Origin of the sequence: Vibrio palustris (assembly GCF_024346995.1) — a bacterium.
Classification (GTDB): domain Bacteria; phylum Pseudomonadota; class Gammaproteobacteria; order Enterobacterales; family Vibrionaceae; genus Vibrio; species Vibrio palustris.
In genome coordinates, this window is record NZ_AP024887.1 from 1,601,928 (window position 1) to 1,627,452 (window position 25,525).

Annotated in this window: 24 protein-coding genes; 8 read left to right on the forward strand and 16 right to left on the reverse strand. The window is 43.1% G+C overall.

The window, feature by feature from the left end; all coding sequences use genetic code 11:
• Positions 1-30: 30 nt before the first annotated feature.
• Positions 31-846, forward strand: a complete 816-nt coding sequence (locus OCU30_RS07570) for a peptidoglycan binding protein CsiV (RefSeq protein WP_077312554.1) — start codon at positions 31-33, stop codon at positions 844-846.
• Between the two features lie 105 nt (positions 847-951).
• Complete coding sequence (locus tag OCU30_RS07575; RefSeq protein WP_077312552.1) at positions 952-1,488, forward strand: GNAT family N-acetyltransferase; 537 nt, start codon at positions 952-954, stop codon at positions 1,486-1,488.
• Between the two features lie 92 nt (positions 1,489-1,580).
• Here OCU30_RS07575 and OCU30_RS07580 read toward each other — a convergent pair whose 3' ends face one another.
• The 7 genes from OCU30_RS07580 to hinT all read right to left on the reverse strand — a co-directional run bounded on the left by OCU30_RS07580 (position 1,581) and on the right by hinT (position 7,519).
• Positions 1,581-2,870 (reverse strand): NAD(P)/FAD-dependent oxidoreductase, encoded by a 1,290-nt coding sequence (locus OCU30_RS07580; protein WP_077312550.1) that lies wholly within the window; start codon positions 2,868-2,870, stop codon positions 1,581-1,583.
• A gap of 332 nt (positions 2,871-3,202) precedes the next feature.
• On the reverse strand, positions 3,203-3,742 hold the full coding sequence (gene ycfP, locus OCU30_RS07585; RefSeq protein ID WP_077312548.1) for an alpha/beta hydrolase YcfP: 540 nt from the start codon (positions 3,740-3,742) through the stop codon (positions 3,203-3,205).
• Positions 3,743-3,814: 72 nt separating this feature from the next.
• The gene (locus OCU30_RS07590; protein ID WP_077312546.1) at positions 3,815-4,669 is read right to left on the reverse strand and encodes a phosphotransferase; all 855 of its coding nucleotides are present in this window, start codon (positions 4,667-4,669) and stop codon (positions 3,815-3,817) included.
• Positions 4,670-4,697: 28 nt separating this feature from the next.
• On the reverse strand, positions 4,698-5,288 hold the full coding sequence (lpoB, locus tag OCU30_RS07595) for a penicillin-binding protein activator LpoB (protein ID WP_077312544.1): 591 nt from the start codon (positions 5,286-5,288) through the stop codon (positions 4,698-4,700).
• A 26-nt stretch (positions 5,289-5,314) separates the two neighbouring features.
• Positions 5,315-5,704 (reverse strand): YcfL family putative periplasmic lipoprotein, encoded by a 390-nt coding sequence (locus OCU30_RS07600; protein WP_077312542.1) that lies wholly within the window; start codon positions 5,702-5,704, stop codon positions 5,315-5,317.
• Positions 5,701-7,074, reverse strand: a complete 1,374-nt coding sequence (locus OCU30_RS07605) for a COG3014 family protein (RefSeq protein ID WP_077312540.1) — start codon at positions 7,072-7,074, stop codon at positions 5,701-5,703. Before OCU30_RS07605 ends, OCU30_RS07600 begins: the two co-directional genes overlap by 4 nt.
• Positions 7,075-7,168: 94 nt before the next feature.
• The gene (gene hinT, locus OCU30_RS07610) at positions 7,169-7,519 is read right to left on the reverse strand and encodes a purine nucleoside phosphoramidase (protein WP_077312538.1); all 351 of its coding nucleotides are present in this window, start codon (positions 7,517-7,519) and stop codon (positions 7,169-7,171) included.
• 373 nt (positions 7,520-7,892) lie between these two features.
• On the opposite strand from hinT, the gene OCU30_RS07615 reads away from it, so the two are divergent.
• The gene (locus OCU30_RS07615; RefSeq protein WP_077312536.1) at positions 7,893-9,056 is read left to right on the forward strand and encodes a DUF1887 family protein; all 1,164 of its coding nucleotides are present in this window, start codon (positions 7,893-7,895) and stop codon (positions 9,054-9,056) included.
• A 77-nt stretch (positions 9,057-9,133) separates the two neighbouring features.
• Here OCU30_RS07615 and fadR read toward each other — a convergent pair whose 3' ends face one another.
• Positions 9,134-9,973 carry a fatty acid metabolism transcriptional regulator FadR gene (gene fadR, locus OCU30_RS07620; RefSeq protein ID WP_077312534.1) on the reverse strand — a complete coding sequence of 280 codons (840 nt, stop codon included), beginning with the start codon at positions 9,971-9,973 and terminating at the stop codon, positions 9,134-9,136.
• 713 nt (positions 9,974-10,686) lie between these two features.
• Here fadR and nhaB point away from each other — a divergent pair.
• Entirely contained in the window at positions 10,687-12,276 is a 1,590-nt protein-coding gene (gene nhaB, locus OCU30_RS07625; protein WP_077312532.1) for a Na(+)/H(+) antiporter NhaB, read from the forward strand.
• 84 nt (positions 12,277-12,360) lie between these two features.
• Positions 12,361-12,882, forward strand: a complete 522-nt coding sequence (gene dsbB / locus OCU30_RS07630; protein ID WP_077312530.1) for a disulfide bond formation protein DsbB — start codon at positions 12,361-12,363, stop codon at positions 12,880-12,882.
• Positions 12,883-12,981: 99 nt separating this feature from the next.
• Here the strand turns inward: dsbB and OCU30_RS07635 are convergent, their stop codons facing one another.
• Complete coding sequence (locus tag OCU30_RS07635; protein ID WP_077312528.1) at positions 12,982-15,876, reverse strand: DNA translocase FtsK; 2,895 nt, start codon at positions 15,874-15,876, stop codon at positions 12,982-12,984.
• A gap of 183 nt (positions 15,877-16,059) precedes the next feature.
• Entirely contained in the window at positions 16,060-16,554 is a 495-nt protein-coding gene (gene lrp, locus OCU30_RS07640) for a leucine-responsive transcriptional regulator Lrp (protein ID WP_077312526.1), read from the reverse strand.
• 160 nt (positions 16,555-16,714) lie between these two features.
• Here lrp and ald point away from each other — a divergent pair, with 160 nt between their 5' ends.
• From ald to miaE, 3 genes are all read left to right on the forward strand, one after another.
• Complete coding sequence (gene ald, locus OCU30_RS07645) at positions 16,715-17,830, forward strand: alanine dehydrogenase (RefSeq protein WP_077312524.1); 1,116 nt, start codon at positions 16,715-16,717, stop codon at positions 17,828-17,830.
• A 431-nt stretch (positions 17,831-18,261) separates the two neighbouring features.
• Positions 18,262-19,029 carry a DNA repair protein gene (locus tag OCU30_RS07650; RefSeq protein WP_077313644.1) on the forward strand — a complete coding sequence of 256 codons (768 nt, stop codon included), beginning with the start codon at positions 18,262-18,264 and terminating at the stop codon, positions 19,027-19,029.
• Positions 19,030-19,106: 77 nt separating this feature from the next.
• Positions 19,107-19,883 (forward strand): tRNA isopentenyl-2-thiomethyl-A-37 hydroxylase MiaE, encoded by a 777-nt coding sequence (miaE, locus tag OCU30_RS07655; RefSeq protein ID WP_077312522.1) that lies wholly within the window; start codon positions 19,107-19,109, stop codon positions 19,881-19,883.
• Between the two features lie 92 nt (positions 19,884-19,975).
• On the opposite strand, the gene pyrF is transcribed toward miaE, so the two are convergent.
• The 6 genes from pyrF to cmk all read right to left on the reverse strand — a co-directional run bounded on the left by pyrF (position 19,976) and on the right by cmk (position 25,360).
• The gene (pyrF, locus tag OCU30_RS07660) at positions 19,976-20,668 is read right to left on the reverse strand and encodes an orotidine-5'-phosphate decarboxylase (protein ID WP_077312520.1); all 693 of its coding nucleotides are present in this window, start codon (positions 20,666-20,668) and stop codon (positions 19,976-19,978) included.
• Positions 20,669-20,762: 94 nt separating this feature from the next.
• The gene (lapB, locus tag OCU30_RS07665) at positions 20,763-21,932 is read right to left on the reverse strand and encodes a lipopolysaccharide assembly protein LapB (protein ID WP_077312518.1); all 1,170 of its coding nucleotides are present in this window, start codon (positions 21,930-21,932) and stop codon (positions 20,763-20,765) included.
• A 25-nt stretch (positions 21,933-21,957) separates the two neighbouring features.
• Positions 21,958-22,230: a LapA family protein gene (locus OCU30_RS07670; protein WP_077313643.1), complete on the reverse strand. Its 273-nt coding sequence runs from the start codon at positions 22,228-22,230 to the stop codon at positions 21,958-21,960.
• 138 nt (positions 22,231-22,368) lie between these two features.
• Positions 22,369-22,653, reverse strand: a complete 285-nt coding sequence (ihfB, locus tag OCU30_RS07675; protein WP_077312516.1) for an integration host factor subunit beta — start codon at positions 22,651-22,653, stop codon at positions 22,369-22,371.
• Between the two features lie 237 nt (positions 22,654-22,890).
• Positions 22,891-24,567, reverse strand: coding sequence for a 30S ribosomal protein S1 (rpsA, locus tag OCU30_RS07680; RefSeq protein WP_077312515.1), 1,677 nt, complete (start codon positions 24,565-24,567; stop codon positions 22,891-22,893).
• 115 nt (positions 24,568-24,682) lie between these two features.
• A complete protein-coding gene (gene cmk, locus OCU30_RS07685; protein WP_077312513.1) occupies positions 24,683-25,360 on the reverse strand; it encodes a (d)CMP kinase in 678 nt (225 codons plus the stop codon).
• Between the last annotated feature and the right edge of the window lie 165 nt (positions 25,361-25,525).

Genomic DNA, 25,525 nt, shown 5'->3' on the forward strand with positions numbered 1-25,525 from the left:
CGATAATGGACACATAATCACGGAGTCACAATGAAAGCACTGATCCCTTTACTTCTTTTATTCGTCTCAATGCCCACATTGGCAAAACGACAATTTGATATTGAAGTTATCATTTTTAAACGTGCCGTTACACCCTCTCAGGTCGATGAGTCTTGGCCAAATAACTTACCGCCGATTGATCTCAAAAAGTCCGCCAGTTTTGCCAATGCCAACTATTTAAAGAAAAAAGGCGCAACTTTGTTACCAAAGTCGGCTTATCAGCTTAATGCACAAGCTGCCACATTAAGCCAGCATGCTGGCTATAAAGTACTCCTACATACTGCGTGGCGACAAGGTGATGAAGGCAGTAACCGCTCACCTATTTTCCATATTCAAGCAGGAAAAGATTACTCCGAGAAGTTTCGTTTAGATGGCCACGAGCGCACCAATGACCAATCATCATCACCGCAAAACAGAACGTCTGAGACAAGCAACGCGCAACCACAAGATGGGACTACGGCGGATGTTGAAGAACGTAATGTCCCTAAGCCAATTCCAGAACTCGATGGCACATTACAAGTCTATGTTCAGCACTATTTATACGTAAAAACCGATCTGGATTTAAAAGAGCCAACGACGCAAGAAGTCGTCCTCAAAGACCGTCCACTGAATCTTGAAATGGGTCCAGACGATCAGGACAGCGACGTACAGTTAGGGCATTTAGAGTCGGTTTCTCCGACCAAGACTGTAGAAACGTTCTTAAAGCCGTATCGTATGGAACAAAAACGCCGCATGAGAAGCGGAGAAACGCATTACTTAGATCACCCATTAATGGGGATGATCATCCAAGTGCGCAAAGTAAAATAAATCAGAAGACTGACACCAAGCTCGCCTCTCATAACGGAGATACCCGTGCCGATGACATCACTACAGATGATATGAGAACGCGAGCCTAATCGTAGGGTAAAGAGTATGGTTCCCGATTTTAATATCGTCACTCAACGCTTAATGTTAAAGCTTATTGCTGCCGATGAGGGGCCTTTACTTGCGCAGTGTATCCGCCGCTCGCCTTCTCTGCATCAATGGATTGATTGGTGTCATGCTGGTTTTTCAGAAGACGAAGCCGAGCGATTTATTACCGCAACGCGGCTCAATTGGGTTAAATCGGAGGCTTATGGTTTTGGCGTATACCATAAACACACCCAGGAGTTCATCGGTATGGTTGCTCTCAATGAGTTTTATCCTACATTCAATATGGCAAGTCTTGGCTATTGGATTGCCGATGAACATCAACAACAGGGATATGGTAAAGAGGCGCTCAGCGCATTAATCGAGTTCTCTTTTGCCAAACTTAGGCTGACGCGCTTAGAAATTGTGTGCGATCCAAACAATACGCCAAGTCATCACTTAGCCAAGCGATGTGGAGCACAGTTTGAAGTGATCGCCCGCAATCGATTTATTGATCGCAACCGACCTAGAGATGGTGCGGTATATGCTGTGATCCCTTAACGCTCATTATAACGTTCTGCCATACACGTTAAGTAAAAAAAACAGCGCCAACGCGCTGTTTTTTATTTTACTTCGGCTTGCTTGAGCTTCGCTTAATGCAGCTTCAAGTTAGGACGTAATACTCGGTTAATGCGGCCAACCAACATCATTAAGCCAGTTTTGATGACGCCATGCAGCGCAACTTGGTGCATTCGGTACAGAGAAATATACACCATGCGCGCAATGCGCCCTTCGACCATCATGGAACCTTTAGTGAGGTTCCCCATCAGGCTACCGACCGTTGAAAAGCGGCTCAGTGATACTAATGAGCCATGATCTTTATAGATATAGCCTTTCATCTCCCTACCGTTTATCTTCGCCACAATATTTTTATATGCTTGTGTCGACATTTGATGCGCCGCTTGCGCGCGTGGCGGAACGAACTTACCGTCTGGTTGTGTGCACTGCGCCAAATCACCAATCGCGAAAATGTTTTCATCGCGTGTGGTTTGCAAAGTATCTTTTACAACCAACTGATTAATACGGTTGGTTTCTAGTCCTGCGATATCTTTCATAAAGTCAGGACCTTTAATCCCTGCCGCCCAAACCATAATGTGTGCGTGAATTTTTTCACCTTCTTTGGTTGTGAGGCCATCACTGTCGGCTTGTGTTACCATTGTTGCGGTACGCACATTCACACCCAGCTTAGTTAGCTCTTGATGGGCTGCGGCCGAAATACGTGGAGGCAACGCCGGTAAAATACGTTCTCCAGCTTCAACTAAATTAACATTTAATTTGCTAGAATCCAGTTCGCCAAATCCATAATTTTTGAGCTCTTTGACCGCATTATGTAACTCAGCAGAGAGTTCAACGCCCGTCGCGCCGCCACCAACAATGGCGATATCCACTTCTCCATGCCCTTCATTGGCATGCAGTTTTAGAAACTCATTATTCATATGAGTACGGAAACGATGCGCTTGATCAGGACTATCAAGAAAAATACAGTGGTCACGAACACCTGGGGTATTAAAGTCGTTCGACGTTGAGCCAATCGCCATAACTAAGATATCGTACTCAAGTTCGCGTTTAGCGATTAACAATTCGCCATCGTCATCACGAACTTCCGCTAACGAAATTTTCTTACTCTCGCGATCAATATTATCTAAGCTTCCCAACTGGAAATCGAAGTGGTGATTACGGGCATGGGCACGATAGCTTAACGCATCGACCCCTTCATCCATCGAACCTGTAGCTACTTCATGTAATAAAGGTTTCCACAAGTGACTGGACTTGCGATCAACAAGGGTGACTTGCGCTCGTTTTTTTCGGCCTAACGTACGGCCAAGTTTGGTTACGAGTTCAAGACCACCAGCGCCGCCGCCTACAACAATTATGCGTGTCACAACAAAGATCCTCAAAATAAAAGTGAATAATCATGATTTGGCCCGATTGTATCGAACCAAAGGAATTCTGATTGAATACGAGGCTTTCACAGCCTAAAGAAACAAACTATTCACGATGGTGTTGGGGTAAGTGCGTACTAGGCTTTCTTAGACATTGGTTTTTACTTTAGTTTCACGCTAACTTGAAATAAATTTTATTTTTATCATTGTTTTTTGGCTATTATAAAGGTCAACTCAGCCCATGCAACCAAAGAATCACACCTATTTCATGGTGAATGAGCCTCTAAAAAAAAAGCGACGAAACAACGGTCGCCGCATTTATGTCGAGATAACTAAGCCGCTTTAAAGGCTTTCATCGTTTGCAGATGAGGACTGATTTTGGCGAATTTATGCCCTTGATTTTCATCCCAAATAATCGAGTAATAAGGCGAAAGCTCTGCTGCGCTCTCCACACTATCCAACACATCATCGTGTCGCGAAAGAATCACTAAACACTGAGCTTGATTACGCTGCCGATAATCAGGCAAACATTTGGTCGCGATGTCTTCAAAGGCTTCTGGACGTTCTATCTTATTGCTTAACGTGTATTCAGGGTGGAGGTTGGGATTAAATAACACTTGTTTTATGCCGCATAAGTAACCCACTCGCTCAGCCCAATACGCCCCTAGCCCGACCCCACAGATCAACGCCTGTTGATCATCACTAGTTTCAATAGCTTTTTGCACTTCATTTAGAAGATGTTGCATATCATGTTTAGGGTGAAGCGTACTGTAACTTAAGAATCGTACATCATCATCGATAAACTTAAGCTGCAAGACTTTTTCATGGTTACCAGGGCTTGTCGAATCAAAGCCATGTAAATAAAGAATCATACCAACGGCGCTCCTTATAATTTAATGTCATCTGCGCCTAGCCTAAATTAATCCACTAGATAAACCGTGATCTTAGCAACATAACCTTGCTTTGAGCTGTTGGGCTTGTTGCTTATAATGAACGTCTCCACGAATTTGAAACGCTAACAGATACCATAACAAAGCTAATAACTGTGTCCGTGGCTGCCATATTTTGACGCTATTAATCCAACTATCTACATCGATGATATTGCGTAATTGACAGTAATGAGCGACCGTCGTCGGTAGATTAACGTCCGCCATACCAATCATTAATGCCAAATCTAAACGTGGGTCAGCAATACAGGCGTATTCCCAATCAATCACCACGATTCCTTCGTTTTGCTTAATCAGGTTATAAAACCCTAAATCAAAATGGCATAACGTGAGATCAACGTGAGGCAAAATAGGCACATCGCGCCACTGTGTGTAGAGTTTAAGTAATGCATCGTCTTTTAAATCAGCAGAGAGTTGTCGCCAATAATGATCGATACGCGCGGTGTAATGGAAAGGAGCGACGGGCACACGTTGTGGATCAACATGATGAATATTCACCATACATTTTAGCACGGTAGCTATATTTTCATCTTCTGAGACTAATTCACCATCAAGCCACTCTACCAGTAATCCTTGATTATTAAGATAAGCCGCTTGCGGGACAAACGGCTCTGGTTCAAGCGCTTTGAGGATCTGGTATTCTTGGAAGCGTGAAATAGCAAAAGCTTGCGTGAGCGACGAAATAGGTCGCCATACAAAGCTTCCCTGACCTGGCATATCAATCTTCCAACAACGATTGGTTAAGCCACCAGCCAATGTCTGTGCATACTCGGGCGCAGCATTAAAAAACTGCTCAAGTGAGCGTAATGACTCATCTAACTGGCACGCATCAGTCCAAGCTATTTTTGCCATGATACGCCTCCGCTAATCAACAAAAGTATTACAAACCAAAGAAGCTTTTCTTCTCATCTTTACGGATTTCAGTTTCATCAGCCCATTCGATCAAGCCCGTTTTTAAGTCCATTAAACGCATCGTCATTTTGTAATACACGTCTTTCACATCGGAACCATTTTTGACAATGCTGGATAAGTTGCCATAGAGCATATATTGCGCCCCGACCATTTTACCAAACTTAACCGCAGAGCGCTGATCAACTAATTGATCATCGTTTTGGAACTGTAGCTGTTTACGTACTGCATCCACTCGGTTCATATCCACGAAACGGAATTTACCTGAGTTCAACATTTTCGTACTGATAGTATCGGTAATTGATTCTGTATCAATATGTTCACTGGTTTTATTTTTGATACTTTCAACAAATACGATTGGGCGCTGGCCTTTCGTGAGCATAGCCACTGAGCCAGAGCTCATCATGCTATCGACCATATCTGCCGCAATTTTTTGTAAGTCTGTCGAACCAAAGTCGACGTTAACCGTTTCTACGCCTTGTGCATCACCATAGCTCACGGTATTTGAACAGCCGCTTAGCATGACCGCGAGTCCTAGTGCCACCCATATCTGTTTTTTCATAGTTCTTCATCCTCAAATGAGTCAATTTATTGGTTATTTTCTCGAATTTGTAAACGGAATTGTTGCCCTTGTGGGCTGATTGATACTTCAGAAAGACTGACTTTTTCGCCGCCATGTACTATCTGCTGTTTCCAAGCAGAAGGCTGAATATTGACTTCTAGTCCTTGACGATCATACCAATAAAAACGATATTGCACCGACTGATCATGTGTCGTTTGATTGACTAACGTCACCGAACCACGCATATGACTATGTACTTTCACGGTGGCAATGTCAGTCACTTTAAACGCGTCATCTAAAGCCGATTGCCCAAAGATAACTCTTTGTCGCTCGCCATCAATTTGCAACCCAGAGGTATTCGTTGCACACCCAGCTAAACTGGTAACAGTAAGCAGTGCGATTAATGCTAATTTCATTCTAATTGTCCTAATTGTTTATGCCACAATGTTGCTTGTTGCCCCTGCCGAGACATCCACACAAGCACCGTATTCCCTGCCGCTATATTAAACCGGTAATGATGACCTGCAACCGTCAACGTTTGTTCCCCAGCCGGAACTATTCGGCTTATCGTTCCAACTTTCGCTGGGAGTGTCATCCAACTTCTCGTGTCTGGCTGCTCTGTTAATGTATTCCAAATATTCATGACTAAGCCACCAATTTGATCTTGCTTTGCCAACTCCTTGCGCAATTCGTTTTTCGCTAATACACGAATCGCTTGGCGCAATAGAAGAACTGGCATTCGTTCATTCAAATTGTAAACCGCCATTTGGTTAACATCGATCAATGGTGCAACTTGTCGAGAATGCCCATTGATCATTAAAGGCGCTAACTGAGGATGATTTTTTTCGCTATAGTGAGGTAACGCTACCGAATACAGTGCCATATGCCCTTGGCTATCATACAAAGGTAGCGACAATTGCCACCCTTGTAATGCATCAACAACCCCTTGTTCATCTATTACAATAACGCGGCTTTGCTTGTCACCCAGTATAGTCGGCTTACCGTAACGAGTCTTTAATTGGTTAAAATCTTGCCTCATACCCAATGCTTTTGCCACTCGTAATGTCGCTTGAATGACAGTTGGGTTATTTGGAGCCACCGCTAATGCTCGGCGATAATCCACATACGCATCATTGAGGTTGCCTTGTGTCTCATACAGTAATCCTGACAATAAAAATAAATAGCCATTTTGCACCGCATCAAGCGTTTTTCCTGCATTGGGATAATGCGCTAATACCGACCCTAAATTGGGCGAGATACCTTCCGAAGACATTTTATCTTGCGCAGCATTGAGCTCTTTTTCACGTTGCTCTCGGGCTTTTTTTTGTACTGCATTCGCCCGGCGCATTTCCACGACCGCATCTTCTACGTTGTTTTTCTGTAGATAATTTAACCCAAGGTACAAATGCAAAAAACCTAACTCATAATCAGGAGGTGTATACGTACTCAGGTTATCGTTAGCGGCAAGCGCACCAACAGAGGCTGCGGTTTCACTGAGCGATACTGTCGCCTTGTTCTGTAAGGTTTGTACGGCGTTATCAGAGGCATCAAATGCTTGCATGCTTTGCGGATAGCGTTGAGCTAACCAGTATACGCGTCCGCGTTCCATATTATCTAAAATCCCACCAGCGATAACATCATCACTGAGGTCTTCAGCAGCATCAGCGTAACGACCAGAAGCCACCGCATCATACATATCACTATTTTGCGCACTGTAATGACTAAACAAATTACCCGCACTAAAAGAGGCGCAGCCATTTAAAAGTAAGGTAGTAAGGCCTAACATTACATAGCGTCGATAGTGGTTCACTAATACATCCTTCTGATAACAGCGCCGTTAGCACAATAACAACAGGTCATAAGCATTCAAGCCAATAGACTTAACTCATTAAAAGCGGGCCGAGTGGTCGACCACCTAATAAATGCATATGAATGTGATAGACTTCTTGTCCGCCATACGCATTCGTATTAACAATCAGGCGATAACCATCGGCATCAATCCCTTCTTGTTCGGCAATTTTCTTTGCGACCGTGAACATACGTCCAAGCGCTAATTCGTCTTCTTCCTCAACATCATTGACTGTTGGGATTAATTTATTCGGAATGATTAGAATATGGCTTGGCGCTCTTGGGGTGATATCACGAAATGCCGTCACCAATTCATCTTGATATAAAATGTCCGACGCGATTTCTTTACGTACGATTTTGCTAAAAATGGTTTCTTCAGCCATGAGTAGACTCCAAGTAAATGAGAGAGTTAGTAAATAATTATGAGTATGCGACATGGGTCCATAAAGCTCAATAAAAAACCCTATCCCGCTTCGATTACTGACAAGAATTGATCATTTACTTCACGAAAGATGAACTAATATCAATACGGCTGTCTAACCTTTTAGGTTATGATTTATATTGGTATCACAAAGATACTAAGCATTCGTCCCGTAATTCAACAATTCACTTAGCTGTTATCACAATGAAGAGCAGAGAACGTCACAACCTGCTCTTGTCGGTCTACTAAGTGATACTTTTTTGGTCATTTTTACAGCTTGCGCTCACCCCTTTATTTCATTCGTTTGCAAGCCGTACATGAGGATAAGTACATTAATGAATATTCATGTTGGCATTATCGATCAGGATCCAATTCGCCTGATCACACCATTACTCGATGATAGAATTGAGTGTTCCCAAATGGTATTTGTTGGTGATAGTGAGCAGATCGCTATTTATGAACGTTTAGAAACCGTTCTCAACAATCGTGGGATTAAAACAGAATTTTTTATGATTCCACCAGGCACCAATATTACTGACATCAAAAACAGTACTCGTAAGTTGGCCATCGACTTAAAATCTCGCGACGCTGATGTCTGCCTTAATGCGAGCTGTGGTGCAAGGCACCGTCTGCTTGCGGTTTACGAAGTTTTCCGTTCATATCACTGGCCAATTTTCGTGGTTGAACCCAATAGTGATTTGCTCTGCTGGCTATACCCTGATGAAAATAAAGACAGACAAGTTCAAGATCATATTACAATCTCAGATTATTTGACTATTTTTGGGGCGCGTGGTGAATTTACTGAGCATCCAGTCTCTCCTCAATTAGATCGTAAGCTGTATGAACTCGGTGAGCGCTGGGCAAGCCATGCTCTTGAACTGGGCCCAGGACTTGCCACCTTAAATTACTTAGCAACGACATGTCGTAAAGAGCAAAGATTGGATGTTGAGCTTTCTGAGAAACAGCAAGGTTATAGAGAGCTGGATATTTTATTACAAGACCTCGTCGGCGCACAAATTGCCACATACGAAAATGGTCTTTTAACGTTCTTAAATGAAGACGCGCGCCGCTTTTCAAACGGCGAATGGCTAGAAACGTTAGTACATAGCACGGTACGACAAATCCAAGACGATATGCCAACCATTCAAGATCGTTCACTCAATGTGCAAGTGTATCGTCAACGAGGCGATCGTGAAATTCGCAATGAATTAGATATCGCCAGCGTGGTCAATAATAAGCTGCATATTATCGAATGCAAAACGAAAGGTATGCGCGATGATGGTGATGACACTTTATACAAGCTAGAATCATTACGCGATCTCCTCGGAGGCTTACAAGCCCGTGCCATGCTGGTCAGCTTTCGTCCATTGCGCCACAATGACATTACCCGAGCGGAAGACTTAGGGTTAGCTCTGATTGGGCCTGATGAACTCAAAGATTTAAAGAGACACCTGACAACATGGTTTAAAGCCGCTGGTGGCCGTAGCCAAGACTTATAATGAAACATAAAAAAACCCTGATATCAGTATCAGGGTTTTTTGCTTTCTACGCAGACATACGCCCACATCTTATCTCGTTAACTATCATCTTCCGTGAAACTAGAAGGTAACGTTTTTTTCATTTCATTCCAAAGATGCGCGCTGTCTAAGCCGTATTGGCGAATGGTGTTCGGGAGCTGTTCACTGTTACCGCTCGCACAAATCGTCAGCAGATCACGATAAAACTGCAAAGCTAAATGGCGGCTCTCAGGGCTAGAAAAGTAATAACTACCAATTCGGTCATACAGTTTTTTTAACCCATTAAAGATCAAACCATAAATTTGGTTACCAGAGTGAAACGCTAACCGTTGGAATAACATGTAATCATAAAAATTAAACGTTTTCGCCACTAGGTGCATTTCACGCGTTGTTTCATCGCAATCGACGTCTGGCTTGACGGTCTGTAAAATTTTGTCCGAAAAGGGAGAATGTGCAATAAACTCATCCCACGAAGGTGCATTCAATAACGACTCGCACGATTCAATCACATTTTCTATCGTACGCTGTGAATTTTGCGGATTAACCTTAAAAGCGTAACGCATAAAAATTGGACTAATATTAGTACGTGCTGCGAGTAAATCTTCAACGATCGACGTCGCGTTATCAGCATCTAATGTCATCAACGTATCAAGGATATGCAGTCCTGACGTCTCCATAAACTGATTCACCTTGGTGGGTTTACCATGCTGAATAGTCAACCAACCATCACGTGCTAAACGCTGTAATACTTCACGCAAAGTCGTACGTGTTACACCAATTAGCTCAGAAAGCTCTCGCTCGGCGGGTAAAATAGAGCCTGGGGCAAAACGGCCGTTCCAGATACTCTCAATAATGTATTTTTCCGCAAAACCTGCTGGGCTCTTTGCCTTAATGACCATTAAGTACTTTTCCAGTTTTTTATTTATGGGTCTAATAGGACTCATCATACCACCATACGTCATGAGTCGAAAACCATCTTCAAGAAAGTAATGAAATTCTTACATCATTTTGAATAACGATTAACAACTCAACGATTTCGGTTAGATATTGTCACAAAACACTCGAAGGTTTTATGTTTCAAAACATTTCACGGTCGACAAATGATGAGCAAGTAATGACACAAAAAACAATAAAACAACACCCAAATAAGAGATCACTCACACCTTAGTAATGAAAACAAAAAAAATCCATATCAAATACAAGGGTTTTGATTGGTCAATAGTTTTACTGAAGAGCATAAGGTGGTTGTGATATGCTCATGATAGTTAAGCCTTGCAAGCATACTCAGTAAACATTCTTTAGTAAACATTGTGTACTTGTGTTTTAAATAGTGAACTAAATGAAGAGGATGTTTTTCAATTTGCTATGCTTAGGGCTTAGCCGGCGCAGTGCTAGGAAAAAGCGCCATCTTTTAGCACTGCTTAAAAGACAGTTGCGGTTTCTCGTTGTCTACTAAAAAGCTGAAGTCGATAAGCAAGCTCGCACTTTAAGTGGCTATCATGCCCAAACTAAGCATGCTTAAACACACTGTGATTATTTCTTTTCAAACGACAAAGCTGTTGAATAGATAGGTATACCGCGTCTATACACATTAAAGATAAGAGTTATTATCATGCCAACCACTTTAGGACAAGCGTTTATCAAGAATTTTCTTGGCAAAGCTCCCGACTGGTACAAACTTGCCATTGTCGCGTTTCTCATTATTAATCCTTTCGTCTTTTTCCTCGTTAGTCCCTTTGCTGCAGGTTGGCTCCTCGTTGTGGAGTTTATTTTCACCCTTGCTATGGCGCTAAAGTGTTACCCACTACAACCAGGTGGTCTATTAGCGATTGAAGCGATTATTATCGGGATGACCAGTCCTGAACAAGTTAAACACGAACTCGTTAATAACATTGAGGTATTGCTACTGCTGATTTTCATGGTCGCGGGCATCTACTTCATGAAACAACTATTGCTGTTTATATTTACGAAAATTCTCTTAACCATTCGCTCAAAAGTAGCGCTATCAGTCGCATTTTGTGTCGCTGCAGCCCTACTGTCTGCATTCTTAGACGCGCTGACCGTGATTGCAGTGATTATTAGTGTCGCGGTGGGTTTTTATTCGATTTATCACAAGGTGGCGTCTGGACAAAGTTTTCATTCCAATCATGACCATACCAAAGACGAACACTTAAGTGAGTTAACTCGAGACGATTTAGAACAATATCGTGGGTTTTTACGCTCTCTACTTATGCATGCCGGAATCGGTACTGCGCTTGGTGGCGTAACGACGATGGTTGGTGAACCACAGAACCTAATCATTGCAGATAAAGCAGGTTGGCTATTTGGTGAGTTTATTTTGCGTATGGCACCTGTCACCGTTCCCGTGTTTATTGCCGGTATTATCACCTGCATTCTGGTAGAAAAATTCAAAGCGTTTGGCTACGGCTCCCCACTTCCAGCCAATGTTCGTCAAATCCTTGTCGATTTTAACCAGCAAGAACGTGAGAATCGTACCAAACAAGATGTGGCTAAATTGTGGATTCAAGGCGCTATTGCGGTTTGGTTAATTCTTGGGTTAGCGTTGCACTTAGCCGCAGTCGGGTTAATTGGCCTATCAGTCATCATTATGGCAACTGCATTTACTGGTGTTATCGAAGAGCACTCACTGGGTAAAGCGTTCGAAGAAGCGATGCCGTTTACTGCTTTACTGGCCGTTTTTTTCTCGGTTGTCGCCGTTATCATTGATCAGCACTTGTTTACGCCAATCATTGATTGGGTATTGCACATTGAAGATAACGGTACACAGTTAGCGCTATTCTATGTCGCGAATGGTCTTCTTTCTATGGTATCTGATAATGTATTCGTCGGTACTGTTTACATCAATGAAGTTAAAGCAGCACTGATGCATGGCATTATCAATACAGACCAATTCGCAATGCTAGCTGTCGCTATCAACACAGGGACGAACTTACCATCCGTCGCGACACCGAATGGGCAAGCCGCCTTCCTGTTCTTGTTAACATCGGCTTTAGCCCCATTAATTCGTTTATCCTATGGACGTATGGTATGGATGGCATTGCCTTATACGCTTGTTTTAGCATTAGTCGGATTATGTGGTATCGTCTTTTTCCTTGACCCGATGACCCATTACTTTTACGACATGGGCTGGATCTCACATCACTCTGAAGTTTTGACCAGTCAATCAGGGACAAGTCATTAAAAGTTGCCTACTATAGGGAACTCATTCAGTATAAGAAGCTCTGATATGTCAGAGCTTTTTTGTTTGTCGTAAGGAATATAAACCGTGACCATTTTTTCCTTTTTGAATAACATTTCTCGGCAACGTCTGCCTTGGATACTTTTATTGTTATTTGTGGTGTTTTTTGAAGCCTGTGCGCTGTTCTTTCAGCACGTACTCGGGTTAGGCCCTTGTGTGATGTGTATCTATGAGCGTATCGCCATGCTAGGTATTGGTGGGGGCGCGATTATTGGTGCTTTGGCACCTAACCATCCTCTGTTCCGTTGGGTAGGTTTACTGGTATGGGGGGCATGTGCGCTTAAGGGAATCATGTTAGCGCTAGAGCATGTAAAAATACAATTCGACCCATCTCCTTTCACGACCTGTGATATGTTCGTAACCCTACCAGATTGGCTACCCCTCAATCATTGGATGCCTTGGATGTTTAAAGTCTATGGCGATTGTGGTGACATTGTCTGGCAGTTTTTATCTCTCTCTATGCCCCAATGGTTAGTGATTATTTTTGCGGGTAATTTAGTGGCATTTGCTCTCGTAACCCTTTCTCAAGGCGTTAAGCAATCTCACTAATCTTATTAAGCATTGATACAAAACATTGATACAAAAATAGCGTACCAATAGGTACGCTATTTTTTTATGACACGTGATGTTATGACGTGAATCTATGCATTATTCACGTGGTGGCGCAGGCGCTAACACTTCACGGTTACCGTTATGTCCAGGAGCGCTGACAATACCTTGGGCTTGTAATTGCTCAATAATCCGAGCTGCGCGGTTATAACCAATTTTAAAGCGACGTTGCACGCCAGAGACAGAGCCTCGACGGCTTTGCACAACATGTTCCACCACCTGATCAAAAAGTGGATCCGTTTCTTCGTCCGTGTCACTTTTCTCACCCGGTAGCATCGCTTCTGGACCTTGGTCACCAGATGTAATTTCTTCAATATAATTTGGCTTACCGCGTGCTTTCCAGTTATTTACAACCGCATGCACATCTTCATCGGATGCGAAAGCACCATGCACACGCACGGCGTGACTCGAGCCTGCTGGCAAGTAAAGCATGTCTCCCATACCGAGCAATGATTCTGCTCCGCCTTGATCCAAGATAGTTCGTGAATCGGTTTTTGTTGATACTGTAAAGGCAACACGAGCTGGAATGTTGGCTTTAATCAGGCCAGTAATCACATCAACAGATGGGCGCTGCGTAGCCAAGATTAAGTGAATGCCAGCTGCACGTGCTTTTTGAGCAAGACGCGCAATTAGCTCTTCCACTTTCTTACCCACCACCATCATTAAATCAGCAAACTCATCAACAACCACGACGATAAACGGTAACTTCTCTAGTAGTGGTGCTTCTGCATCCATACTGTCACCGGGTTGCCATAAAGGATCATGAATTGGGTGACCCGCATCAGCGGCCATTTTTAGTTTCTGGTTAAAGCCCTTAACATTACGTACGCCCAAGGCAGACATCAATTTATAACGGCGTTCCATTTCCCCCACACACCAACGCAACGCATTTGAAGCATCTTTCATGTCGGTCACAACTTCAGACAATAAGTGAGGAATGCCTTCATAAATCGATAGCTCAAGCATTTTCGGGTCAATCATGATAAAGCGTATATCTTCTGGGGTCGCCTTATATAACATACTCAGAATCATTACATTGACACCGACTGATTTACCAGAACCTGTCGTACCTGCAACAAGTACGTGAGGCATTTTCGCTAAATCCGCAATCACAGCGTCACCAGCAATATCCTGTCCGAGCACAACAGCCGTCGGTGATTTAGACTCTTGGAACTCATCACTACTAATGACATCCGAAAGATACACAGTCTGACGCGTAATATTAGGCAGCTCTAGACCAACATAAGGTTTACCCGGAATCACTTCAACGACTCGCACCGCCATTGCTGACAATGAACGGGCTAAATCCGTGGCCAAATTCGAAATACGACTGACTTTCACGCCAGGCGCTAAGTCTAATTCAAAGCGAGTAATGACAGGTCCAGGGAAAATATCGACGACTTTAGCTTTGATTTTATAATCTGCTAATTTCGATTCGACTAAACGCGCAATGTCTTCCAACGCATCTCTATCGATAAAGTTATCACGCTTTTCAGGATGATAAAGCAGATCGAAGGTCGGCATTGGTTCTTCAGGTACGGGCAGTTTTTCTTCTTGGTTGACCAAAAATGGGTTTTGTTTGCCGGCCATATTGGCTTGCGCATCTGACACTAAACTTTGGAATGCTTGTACATCGTCATCCACACTTTCACCAGCTTGCGACTCATCATCTTCATAATCGTCAACGTCAGGTTCTGCGTTATTTAGAGTTTCGGCGTACGTCGTGACTGGTTCAGGTTCAGGCTCCGGTTCAGCGGCGACCTCAAACGAGACATCCGATAGTTCCTCTTCAACAGCATCGAAGTTAGAAATCGATGGCTGAGGCTCATCATCAGTGGATGAAACATCGATTAACTCTTCCTGTGGACGCCAATACGGCTCATCAAATGTCTCAGCGGCGTAATCATTATGATTACGAGCATCTTCATCTAACGATTCAATCGTGGCATCTAATTGATGACTCCGTGAAATGCCTTCTTCTGTCGCATCATCTTCATACTCATTATAGCTCGGCTCCGGAGCACGATACTGCTGCGCCTGCGGCATATGAATATTAAAACGGCGTTCTACTGGCTCTTCTACCGGCTCAGACACATAATACTCAGGTTCAGGTTCAGATTCAGGCGGTGCTGAAAATAAAGGATCCCCCTGATCTTCTGAGCGTTTCTCTGGAGCGGTAACCACTTCTTCTGCTTTTGCGCCAGAGTCTACAGAGACATTGTTTGTCGCCATCTCTTCATCAGCAATAAATGGCGTATTAAGATCAGGCGTCACTAATTCGTCTTTCTCTTTACGAATACGACTCAACAGCCAATGGAAAGCACGAATACTCGACTCCCCTAACCCTTCAACAATACGTAGCCAAGAAATCCCCGTCAGAAGCGTAAAACCAGCCCCCCATAGAAATAACATCGCCAAAGTGGTTCCTAAAACATTAAGCGTGGGAAGCGATAAACTGGTAATAACATCACCGATGACACCACCAGACGAGAAATACCAGAGATCATCAAAGTTGATATCAGCCAGAGCACAGCTGGTCAGGATTAATACCACCACCCCCAACAAACGTGTTCCCCATAAGGTAAAGTCGATTTCTTCATCAGATGAACGTTTACGCAATACCACCCAAGCACCCAAAGTGCATAAAAAAGGGATGGTATACGCCAACGAGCCAAATATGAAAAATAGCGTATCCGCCACCCAAGCCCCTAGTAGACCACCTGCATTGTGGATATCAGAACCCCATGCAGTCTGCGACCAAGAGGGATCGGCTGGATTAAAGGTAAATAGGGACACAGCCAACAACACCGAAGCCAATACGGCTAAGATGAGGCCACATTCTTTTAATCGTTCGACACCATTCAAGCGAAAAATCGGCGAGTCATCGCCTGTTTTGATTATGGTTGCCACTTTATTCTTGTGTTCTCTGAACATACACCAACTTGATATGACTTTTGCCAATATAGGAAATACTATACTTACATGATAGACGTGAAAACAGTCCGAGCGGCACAAGGCCGCTCGGTTTGTTGCAAGATTTAACCACAATCACGTCAAAAACCCAATTAGGTAAAGTCAGAATGTGGCAAGAAGTGACAATATTTAACAAAACTCTGATTACCGAGTTTTGATCACCAAATGATTGGTTTGTTTTACTTCTTCCATTACAACATAGGTACGCGTGTCGTTAACACCAGGTAAACGCAGTAGCGTATCGCCAAGCAACTTACGATAAGCACTCATATCCGACACACGCGTTTTTAATAGGTAATCAAAATCACCAGAGACTAAATGACACTCTTGAATATCATCTAATTTTTGTACTGCTGTATTAAATTGTTCGAATACATCAGGAGCACCGCGATTTAAAGTGATTTCAACAAATACCAACAAAGACGCGTCAAGGTACTGCGGATTCAACAACGCAGTATATCCTGTGATGTATCCTTGACGCTCTAACCGACGAACACGTTCCAAACACGGAGTTGGGGAAAGCCCAACACGCTTAGATAGTTCAACGTTAGAAATACGGCCATCTTTCTGTAACTCATTGAGTATATTACGATCAATACGATCTAAATCCTTTGACGGCTTTTTATAGTTGTCTACCATTTTTTATTCCACCTTTTTACTTCCTTGCAAATATATGTGTTATACATTACTCATATTTAGCATTAAATATAAACAACCAGCAACTATACTAGTGTTAAATTCGTTATATTCCCTCACTACCAACATTATCATTAACATCCTAGCTTAGCGAGGTACTTAAATGATCATTGGCGTCCCCAAAGAAATCAAAAACCATGAATACCGTGTTGGCTTAACGCCAGCAAGTGCCAAAGAGTTAATCACCCATGGGCATCAAGTTGTCCTTGAAACCAACGCGGGTTTCGGTATTGGCATTTCAGACCGTGACTACATCGCTGCAGGCGCTTCCATTCTTCCTACTGCCAAGGAGGTTTTCGCACAAGCAGATATGATCATCAAGGTTAAAGAACCTCTCGAAAAAGAGCGCCGCATGTTAAGGAAGGGGCAAATATTATTTACTTATTTACACCTAGCTCCAGATTTTCCACAAACTGAAGCACTTATCAAGAGCAAAGCTATCTGCATTGCGTACGAGACTGTAACAGATTATATGGGTCGACTGCCACTATTAGCACCAATGTCAGAGGTTGCAGGCCGAATGTCCGTACAAGCAGGCGCACATATACTGGAAAAATCACAAGGTGGGCAAGGAATCTTACTTGGAGGGGTACCCGGCGTGCCTCCTGCAAACGTACTAATATTAGGCGGTGGCGTCGTGGGTTCTAGCGCCGCCCGTATCGCGATAGGAATGCGAGCAAACGTCACTTTAATCGATAGTAATATTGAGGTGCTACGTCGGCTCGATCAAGAGTTTACTGGCAAAGTGCAATTGCTCTTTGCCACACAAGAAACGATAGAACAACAGCTTTGCCAAGCCGACTTAGTGATTGGCGCGGTATTAATCCCAGGAGCCCAAGCACCTAAATTAGTGACCAAAGAACACTTGTCTATTATGAAACCACGTACGGTATTAGTCGATGTTGCGATTGATCAAGGTGGCTGCTTTGCAACGTCACACTCCACAACCCACGATGCGCCCACCTTTATTGAACAAGATATTATTCATTATTGCGTTGCAAACATGCCAGGCGCTGTCGCCAGAACAGCTACGATGGCACTAAACAATGCCACGCTACCTTATATCATTAAGATTGCTAACCTAGGCTACAAACAAGCCTTACTTGAAGATAAAGGACTCATGCAAGGGTTAAATATATGCGAAGGTCATGTCACTTGCCAGCACGTCGCCGACAGCTTTGGTTTGCCTTACGTCGACGCAAAAAGCTTGTTTAGCTAATCAGCGTAGAGGGGATATCAGTGCTAGTAACGCAGACTTTAGCGAGCTAGTACTGAGTTTTTGGCTAAGACGATATTTTAAAACAATTGCTCACGTTCAGCATTCGACAATATACGCTCGTTACTTTAGCTTTATGAACGTATCCATGCTTCCCTCTGACCGATGCAACATCTGCCTATAACTTGAAAAGTTATGCCTTGTTATGTCCCGATTTCAACGTCTAAACAAGGATTTGTGACAAGTAACCTTAAAGTTTTTCATCTTTCTATGGAAAAAATACCAAGTTTCACCCAAACTCAACATTCATTGGCATATAATCACTGTCAAATAGGCGTTCCAAAAAGATAAACTTGTCAACGTAGTGCTTGGTAAGGATAGATAGTGTATCCTTAGTTCGTTAGCCGCTTAAAATGAATGAAGACTTGGATTTTATGAATATTGGTTTAATTATCGGTCTTGTTGCTATTTTACTGGTATTGGTTCTGGGGTATAACATTATGCTCCAATACAAAGTTCGCTTGGAATCGACCAAAAAGCAAGAAGCATCAAAATACATTGCAATTATCGATGCAACAGAAGATCTGATTGGTAACGCGCATCACTTGCCGTTCAGCAAAGAGTTATTGGTATGTTTGAACGTGCGCATTCTTGATGCATTAGAAGCCATGCATGAGCTTGATCCTAAAGACAAAAACACGCAACAGCGTGTTGAAAACATGCGCAGTCAAATCGAAAACTTGAAAACAAACCATCCTGGTGGTGAAAGTACGCCCTTTAAAGTACCAAGCAGTGATAAACAAGCACTGGTGATGTTAAAGCTGACGAAGCGCTTGCGCGATACGGTGCGTAGTGAACACAATAAAGGTCGACTGGATACTCAGACTTTTGTGGCTGAAAACGCGCGTCTAGAAAGTATTCAAGTTCGTATCAATATAGAAAATGTGATTAAACGTGCGAATGATTCAGTTGTTCGTGGACAGCCTGGTACTGCCATGCAGCTACTGCGTAAGGGCTTGGATGTTTTAAGTTCAAAAAATGACAGTTACTCGACTCAAGCACGAGAAAAACTACAGCAGATGTTTAACGAGCTCGAACAAAGTCGCCAATCGAAACACGAGGCAGACTTAACCCAGCACGTCGAGTCGAATGAACATGATAGTGATATGGAAGCCCTCTTCGGTGAGAAGAAAAAATGGTAAACTACTCACTAAATACCACTATTTGAATAAAAGGGTCGTGAAAACGGCCCTTTTTGATGTACACCCTGATGAATTTTATGATGAAGCAAGACACGATCAATGAATTACTATCCCCTATCCAGCACTTTCTATCTTGTCCTACGCCTCAAGCTTGGCTAGATGAAGCGTGTAAACCCAAGAACCTACGCCTGCTGCTGCTTGATCATCTGATGTGCGAACTGAAAGCGGGACAATCTGCTATGTATCTCATTCGTAAGTATGCGGTTGATCAAGACAGCCAACATTCGTTATTAGAATGGTTTAAGCCTTATGAAGACTTCGTATATCGTGGTATTGGTTCATTAGAGACATTGAAAGATAAAAGCCAAATCTCTAAGCGTATCTTCGCAAAATCAAACTCACCTTATAGCCAAGAGCTCATTGATAAAATGGTTCTACTGATTAAAGAAGAGCTACACCATTTTTATCAAGTGCTAGAAATCATGACGGTTCGAGATATATCCTACGAATCGATTCCAGCTAGCCGTTACGCAAAAGGTATGCTTTCACATATGAGAACTTATGAGCCAGAGGCGCTCATTGATAAGTTAATTATCGGTGCTTATATCGAAGCGCGTTCCTGCGAACGCTTTGCACGTTTAGCGCCATTACTTGATAATGACTTAGCGCGCTTTTACGGCTCATTGCTGCGCTCTGAAGCGCGACACTACCAAGATTATCTCGCACTTGCTAAGCAAATTGCCGGTACCAATATCAATGACCGTATTGCCTATATAGGCCGGGTCGAAGCAGATTTAATCCAAACGCCTGATGACGAATTGCGCTTCCATAGCGGCACGCCAAGTTGGGAGTAATTCCGACGACACCTGTTTTACCGTAAACATAAAAAGGTCAGCTAACGCTGACCTTTTTATGTTTCATTCATCATTAATATTATCGAATAAGATTACAAACCAGCGTTAATACTCGCAAGCACTGCGCTAGGATCAACCGCTTGTGTAATTGGACGACCAATCACAAGATAATCCGACCCCGCTTCAATGGCTTGGTTAGGTGTCATAATACGTCGCTGGTCACCTGCTGCTGAACCTTCAGGACGAATCCCTGGCGTAACTAGCTTAAACGATTGCCCAAGCTCAGAATTGAGCATAGGCGCTTCTTGTGCTGAACATACCACGCCATCAAGGCCAGCATTTTGAGTCAGTGTCGCTAAGCGTTTCACCTGTGCCGCGGGATCAACGTTAATACCAATCGCATTTAGATCACTTTGCTCCATACTCGTTAGAACAGTGACGCCAATGAGCATTGGGCGATCCTTTCCATAGGACTCAAGAATCTCTCTTGAAGCTGTCATCATACGCTCTCCGCCACTCGCATGAACATTCACCATCCATACACCTAACTCGGCCGCCGCTCGAACTGCTTTAGAACACGTATTAGGAATATCATGAAATTTCAGATCCAAAAAAACAGAAAAGCCACGTTGATGTAACGCCGTGACAAACTGAGGGCCGAATAAGGTGAACATTTCTTTGCCAACTTTTAGACGGCAGCTATTAGGGTCAATCTTATCGACAAACGCCATAGCATCAGCTTGTTGTTCATAATCCAATGCAACAATGACTTTTGAATCGTTCATTTATACTCCTTTTTTATACAAACAAAATGCAGCTCTCAGGCTGCATTATTTATTTTTTATACAATTGCCCCAAAAAACAACACGGTACAATTATTTACTCTCCGTCTAAACCACGAATCGGTTTAATGGTGCCCCAACTTTTACAAGATGGGCAATGCCAATATAGTGAGTGTGTTGCAAAACCACATTGCTTACAGCGATAATGGGGTTTTGCTTTAAGTTGCTCACCCACCAATTTTTGCAATGTCAGCAAACTTGACTTGGCTCTTCCCTCTTCGGCTTCTGCAATGTGATAGTCAATCAGACGATAGAAGCCCTTCATCGTGGGGTTTACAACTAATTGGCGTGTGAGTAGCTCTTGTGCAGACGCAGTACCGTCGTGCTTAGCGACCATCTGAGCCAACATCAATTCCGCGGACACACCTGCTTTATTGGCGATACATGCTCGTAAGAATTGCACTAACTCATGCTCTTGCCCAAGGTGATGATAACAATCAGCAATAATAGGCAATACTTCACCAACAAAATAGATATCTTGCTCTAAAACCTTACTCATATACTCAGCTGTACGCTGGTACTCTTCATACTCAAGATGAAGTTTACCCAATGACATCGTCGCACGGACACAATTCGGATCAACCTGTAAAGCGCGTTTGAAAAATTGAATTGCTTTGTCATGATGCCCATCAGACTTCTCTTGCATCGCGATTTCACACCAAAAATGCGCAATACTGCGTTTCATTTTGGTTCGGCCTGCTTTCACGAGGGCTTGCGCGCAGTCAATCGCTTTATGCCATTCTCGTGTTTGTTGATAGATAGCCGTTAACTGCTGTAATGCAGACTCTCGGTGTTCTGGCTCATCGACTAACTGTTCAAAAATACGCTCTGCACGATCTAAAAAACCCGATACCATATAGTCTTTAGCGAGTTGTTGCAGCGCGATATTTTTTTGCTCAATCGTCAATCCGGTACGGGAGATTAAGTTTTGGTGAATGCGAATAGCGCGATCAACCTCGCCACGAGAACGAAACAAATTACCGAGCGCAAGATGAGTATCGACCGTATCGTTATCCACCTGAAGCAATTCGATGAAATGATCAACCGCTTTGTCTGATTGATCAGACAATAGAAGGTTCAACCCCGTTACATATTGACGAGATATTTGATGTGATTGTTTCTGTTTGTCTTGCTGAGCACTGCGGTGCCCCATATACCAACCATATGCGGCTGCAATTGGTAATAACAAGAACAGTATTTCTAACATTAAAAAACAGCCTTATACGATTAAATCAGTTTTCATTAGAAACATCGTTGTTGGCCGTATGTTTTTTGAGTTGCTTATTCAGTTTGCGTATAGTCACTTTAGATTTGAAATGAAAAGCAAGACAAATCCCCCACGCCAATAAAAAACCCACAATAAAAACGCTGCCAAGTAACGTAGAAAGGTGAAACTGTCCTTGTGCCAACAAGTAATTGAATGTGACCACTGCTTGGTTTTGTGCACCTATTGCTAGAGCAACTAGGAATAAAACCAGAATCAATAAACCTTTTATAATTTTCATCATGTATCACCAGTCCAAGAATCTGCTTCCCCTGATTATGCAGGAAAATGCGCTTGCAAACCACGCTTAATGTACATTCATTCTATAAAAAAGCGGCACGCTTAATGGCATGCCGCTTTATAGAAATAAGATGTGTTATCAGAGACTTTCGTTCACACGCTCACGCAACTCTTTCCCTGGCTTAAAATGGGGAACGTACTTTCCTTCCAATTCCACTTTTTCGCCAGTTTTCGGATTACGTCCGACACGAGGCTCACGATAATGCAAAGAGAAACTACCGAAACCACGAATTTCGATGCGTTCTCCACCTTCCAACGTAGATGCCATATGTTCAAGAATGTCTTTCACCGCATCTTCAATTTCTTTGGCTGATAGATGTGTTTTTTCAGCACAAAGTCTTTCGATCAATTCAGACTTAGTCATAGTTTCCCTCATTGAGTTATTCAAACTCATTATAGTCAGTAATACCAATTCCAACAAACACTTGATAACAAATGTCGATAAAGCTGCCGTTCCGTTAATCAATCTTTGATCCAGTTTACACAACCACTACAAAAACGTGTGTAAAAAACATGCAAATATGTCGTTATAATAGGAATTAATACTAGATTGTAGACAAAAAAAGGGAGCCTACACGGCTCCCCCTTTCACAAAAGTCGATTACTCGCTTTTTGCTGCTTTGAAAGCATCAGCCATAGCGTTACCGAAACCAGCAGTATCATCCTGCTTAGTGTTCAATGTAGCCATTGCTTCTTGCTCGTCAGCTTCGTCTTTAGCTTTGATAGACAGGTTAACGACGCGGTTTTTACGGTCTACACCAGTAAATTTCGCTTCGATGCTGTCACCAACGTTAAGGATCGTGCTTGCATCTTCAATGCGCTCGCGAGACAGTTCAGATACACGGATGTAACCTTCAACGCCTTCAGCAAGTTCAATGTTAGCACCTTTAGCGTCAACAGCAGTAATTGTACCGTTAACTAGAGTGCCTTTCTTGTTGTCAGCAACGTAAGCATTGAATGGGTCATTTTCCATTTGCTTAACGCCTAGAGAAATGCGCTCACGATCTGCATCTACAGCTAGAACAACTGCAGAGATTTCGTCGCCTTTCTTGTATTCACGTACTGCTTCTTCGCCTGGAGCATTCCAAGAGATGTCAGATAGGTGAACTAGACCGTCGATGCCGCCTTCAAGACCGATGAAGATACCAAAGTCAGTGATAGATTTGATCTTACCAGTAACTTTGTCACCTTTAGCTTGAGTTTCTGCAAACTCTTGCCAAGGGTTAGCTTTACACTGTTTCAGACCTAGAGAGATACGACGACGTTCTTCGTCGATATCAAGAACCATAACCTCAACTTCGTCGCCAACATTAACAACTTTAGATGGGTGGATGTTCTTGTTAGTCCAATCCATTTCTGAAACGTGAACAAGACCTTCAACGCCTTCTTCAATTTCAACGAAACAACCGTAATCAGTAAGGTTAGTAACGCGACCAGTTAGTTTGTGACCTTCTGGGTAACGAGCTGCGATAGCTACCCATGGATCTTCACCAAGCTGCTTAAGACCTAGTGATACGCGAGTGCGCTCACGGTCGAACTTAAGAACTTTAACATTGATTTCGTCACCAACATTAACGATCTCAGATGGATGCTTAACGCGTTTCCAAGCCATATCAGTGATATGTAGAAGACCGTCAACACCACCAAGGTCCACGAATGCACCGTAGTCTGTAAGGTTCTTAACGATACCTTTAACTTCAGTACCTTCTTGAAGCGTTTCAAGAAGCTGTTCACGTTCAACACTGTTTTCAGATTCGATAACAGCACGACGTGAAACAACAACGTTGTTACGTTTCTGGTCAAGCTTGATTACTTTGAACTCTAGCTCTTTGTTTTCTAGGTGAGTTGTGTCACGAATAGGACGAACATCAACAAGAGAACCAGGTAGGAATGCACGGATACCGTTAAGTTCAACAGTGAAACCGCCTTTCACTTTACCGTTGATGATACCAACAACAGTTTCAGCTTCTTCGTAAGCTTTCTCAAGAACGATCCAAGCTTCGTGACGTTTTGCTTTCTCACGAGAAAGTTGAGTTTCACCGAAACCATCTTCCACAGCGTCTAGAGCAACATCTACTTCAGAACCAACTTCAACTTCAAGTTCGCCAGCAGCGTTTTTGAATTGTTCAGCAGGGATAGTAGATTCAGATTTTAGACCTGCATCAACAAGTACATAGCCGTTTTCGATAGCAACAACAGTACCTTTAACGATAGTACCTTGTTGGAATTCTGTTTCGTTTAGAAACTCTTCAAAGAGTTGAGCAAAAGATTCAGTCATTTATATAATCTTCAATTTGAGTAAACGTCCACGGGTATCCTACCTCATGGGGTTATTAAATTCGCCGGTCATCATCCTTGCAACCAACGCTCTATCTGCCCTGATACTACTTAGTTCAAGACAGCTTAGATTCTATATATTGTAATGCTTGTTCAACCACTTCTTCAATAGATAAACTTGTTGAATCAAGCAATAAAGCATCATCAGCTGGCTTCAATGGCGCCACGGCGCGATTACGATCTCTATCGTCTCGCTGCTGAATTTCGCTTAAAAGGGCGTCAAATCTAACATCTAACCCTTTCAGTTGCAACTGCTTATAACGACGGCGTGCACGCTCGTCCGCACTCGCATCGAGGAATATTTTCACTTCAGCTTTCGGAAAAACCACCGTACCCATATCACGACCATCAGCCACTAGCCCCACACCATCTGCAAACGCACGCTGACGACGCAGTAGCGCTTCTCGAACACGTGGTAATGCCGCCACTTTTGATGCGGCCATGCCCGTTTCTTCCTTGCGTAAATCACCCGAGACATCTTCGCCTTCTAGGATAACTTTCACAAGCTCACCCTCTGCAATAAACTGTACATCTAAGTGAGTCGCAAGAGGAACCAGTGCTTCTTCAGAGTCTGTATCCACACCATGATGAATCGCCGCTAGCGCCAACACTCGATAAATGGCGCCTGAATCGAGCAGATGAAAACCGAGTTTTTTAGCCAGTAACATACAAAGTGTGCCTTTACCGGCTCCACTGGGTCCATCTACGGTGACGACAGGGGTTTGCGAAGACATGTATTAACTCCAATATTATGAAAATTGCGCAGAAAGAATGCACCATGCGCTGATGGCGAGAAATTATAATAACAAACCTATGATTACGCCAGTTTTGCGGCAAAATTCATAACCTCTTTCTTATGAACATAACAAGAGGACTCAAGCCGTATGCTTGAGTCCTCT

Coding starts and splice junctions, on each gene's coding strand:
- OCU30_RS07570 (WP_077312554.1), top strand. CDS start 31: ATGAAAGCACTGATCCCTTTACTTCTTTTATTCGTCTCAATGCCCACA.
- OCU30_RS07575 (WP_077312552.1), top strand. CDS start 952: ATGGTTCCCGATTTTAATATCGTCACTCAACGCTTAATGTTAAAGCTT.
- ycfP (WP_077312548.1), bottom strand. CDS start 3,742: ATGATTCTTTATTTACATGGCTTTGATTCGACAAGCCCTGGTAACCAT.
- OCU30_RS07590 (WP_077312546.1), bottom strand. CDS start 4,669: ATGGCAAAAATAGCTTGGACTGATGCGTGCCAGTTAGATGAGTCATTA.
- lpoB (WP_077312544.1), bottom strand. CDS start 5,288: ATGAAAAAACAGATATGGGTGGCACTAGGACTCGCGGTCATGCTAAGC.
- OCU30_RS07600 (WP_077312542.1), bottom strand. CDS start 5,704: ATGAAATTAGCATTAATCGCACTGCTTACTGTTACCAGTTTAGCTGGG.
- OCU30_RS07605 (WP_077312540.1), bottom strand. CDS start 7,074: ATGTTAGGCCTTACTACCTTACTTTTAAATGGCTGCGCCTCTTTTAGT.
- hinT (WP_077312538.1), bottom strand. CDS start 7,519: ATGGCTGAAGAAACCATTTTTAGCAAAATCGTACGTAAAGAAATCGCG.
- OCU30_RS07615 (WP_077312536.1), top strand. CDS start 7,893: ATGAATATTCATGTTGGCATTATCGATCAGGATCCAATTCGCCTGATC.
- fadR (WP_077312534.1), bottom strand. CDS start 9,973: ATGGTCATTAAGGCAAAGAGCCCAGCAGGTTTTGCGGAAAAATACATT.
- nhaB (WP_077312532.1), top strand. CDS start 10,687: ATGCCAACCACTTTAGGACAAGCGTTTATCAAGAATTTTCTTGGCAAA.
- OCU30_RS07635 (WP_077312528.1), bottom strand. CDS start 15,876: ATGTTCAGAGAACACAAGAATAAAGTGGCAACCATAATCAAAACAGGC.
- lrp (WP_077312526.1), bottom strand. CDS start 16,554: ATGGTAGACAACTATAAAAAGCCGTCAAAGGATTTAGATCGTATTGAT.
- ald (WP_077312524.1), top strand. CDS start 16,715: ATGATCATTGGCGTCCCCAAAGAAATCAAAAACCATGAATACCGTGTT.
- OCU30_RS07650 (WP_077313644.1), top strand. CDS start 18,262: ATGAATATTGGTTTAATTATCGGTCTTGTTGCTATTTTACTGGTATTG.
- miaE (WP_077312522.1), top strand. CDS start 19,107: ATGATGAAGCAAGACACGATCAATGAATTACTATCCCCTATCCAGCAC.
- pyrF (WP_077312520.1), bottom strand. CDS start 20,668: ATGAACGATTCAAAAGTCATTGTTGCATTGGATTATGAACAACAAGCT.
- lapB (WP_077312518.1), bottom strand. CDS start 21,932: ATGTTAGAAATACTGTTCTTGTTATTACCAATTGCAGCCGCATATGGT.
- OCU30_RS07670 (WP_077313643.1), bottom strand. CDS start 22,230: ATGAAAATTATAAAAGGTTTATTGATTCTGGTTTTATTCCTAGTTGCT.
- ihfB (WP_077312516.1), bottom strand. CDS start 22,653: ATGACTAAGTCTGAATTGATCGAAAGACTTTGTGCTGAAAAAACACAT.
- rpsA (WP_077312515.1), bottom strand. CDS start 24,567: ATGACTGAATCTTTTGCTCAACTCTTTGAAGAGTTTCTAAACGAAACA.
- cmk (WP_077312513.1), bottom strand. CDS start 25,360: ATGTCTTCGCAAACCCCTGTCGTCACCGTAGATGGACCCAGTGGAGCC.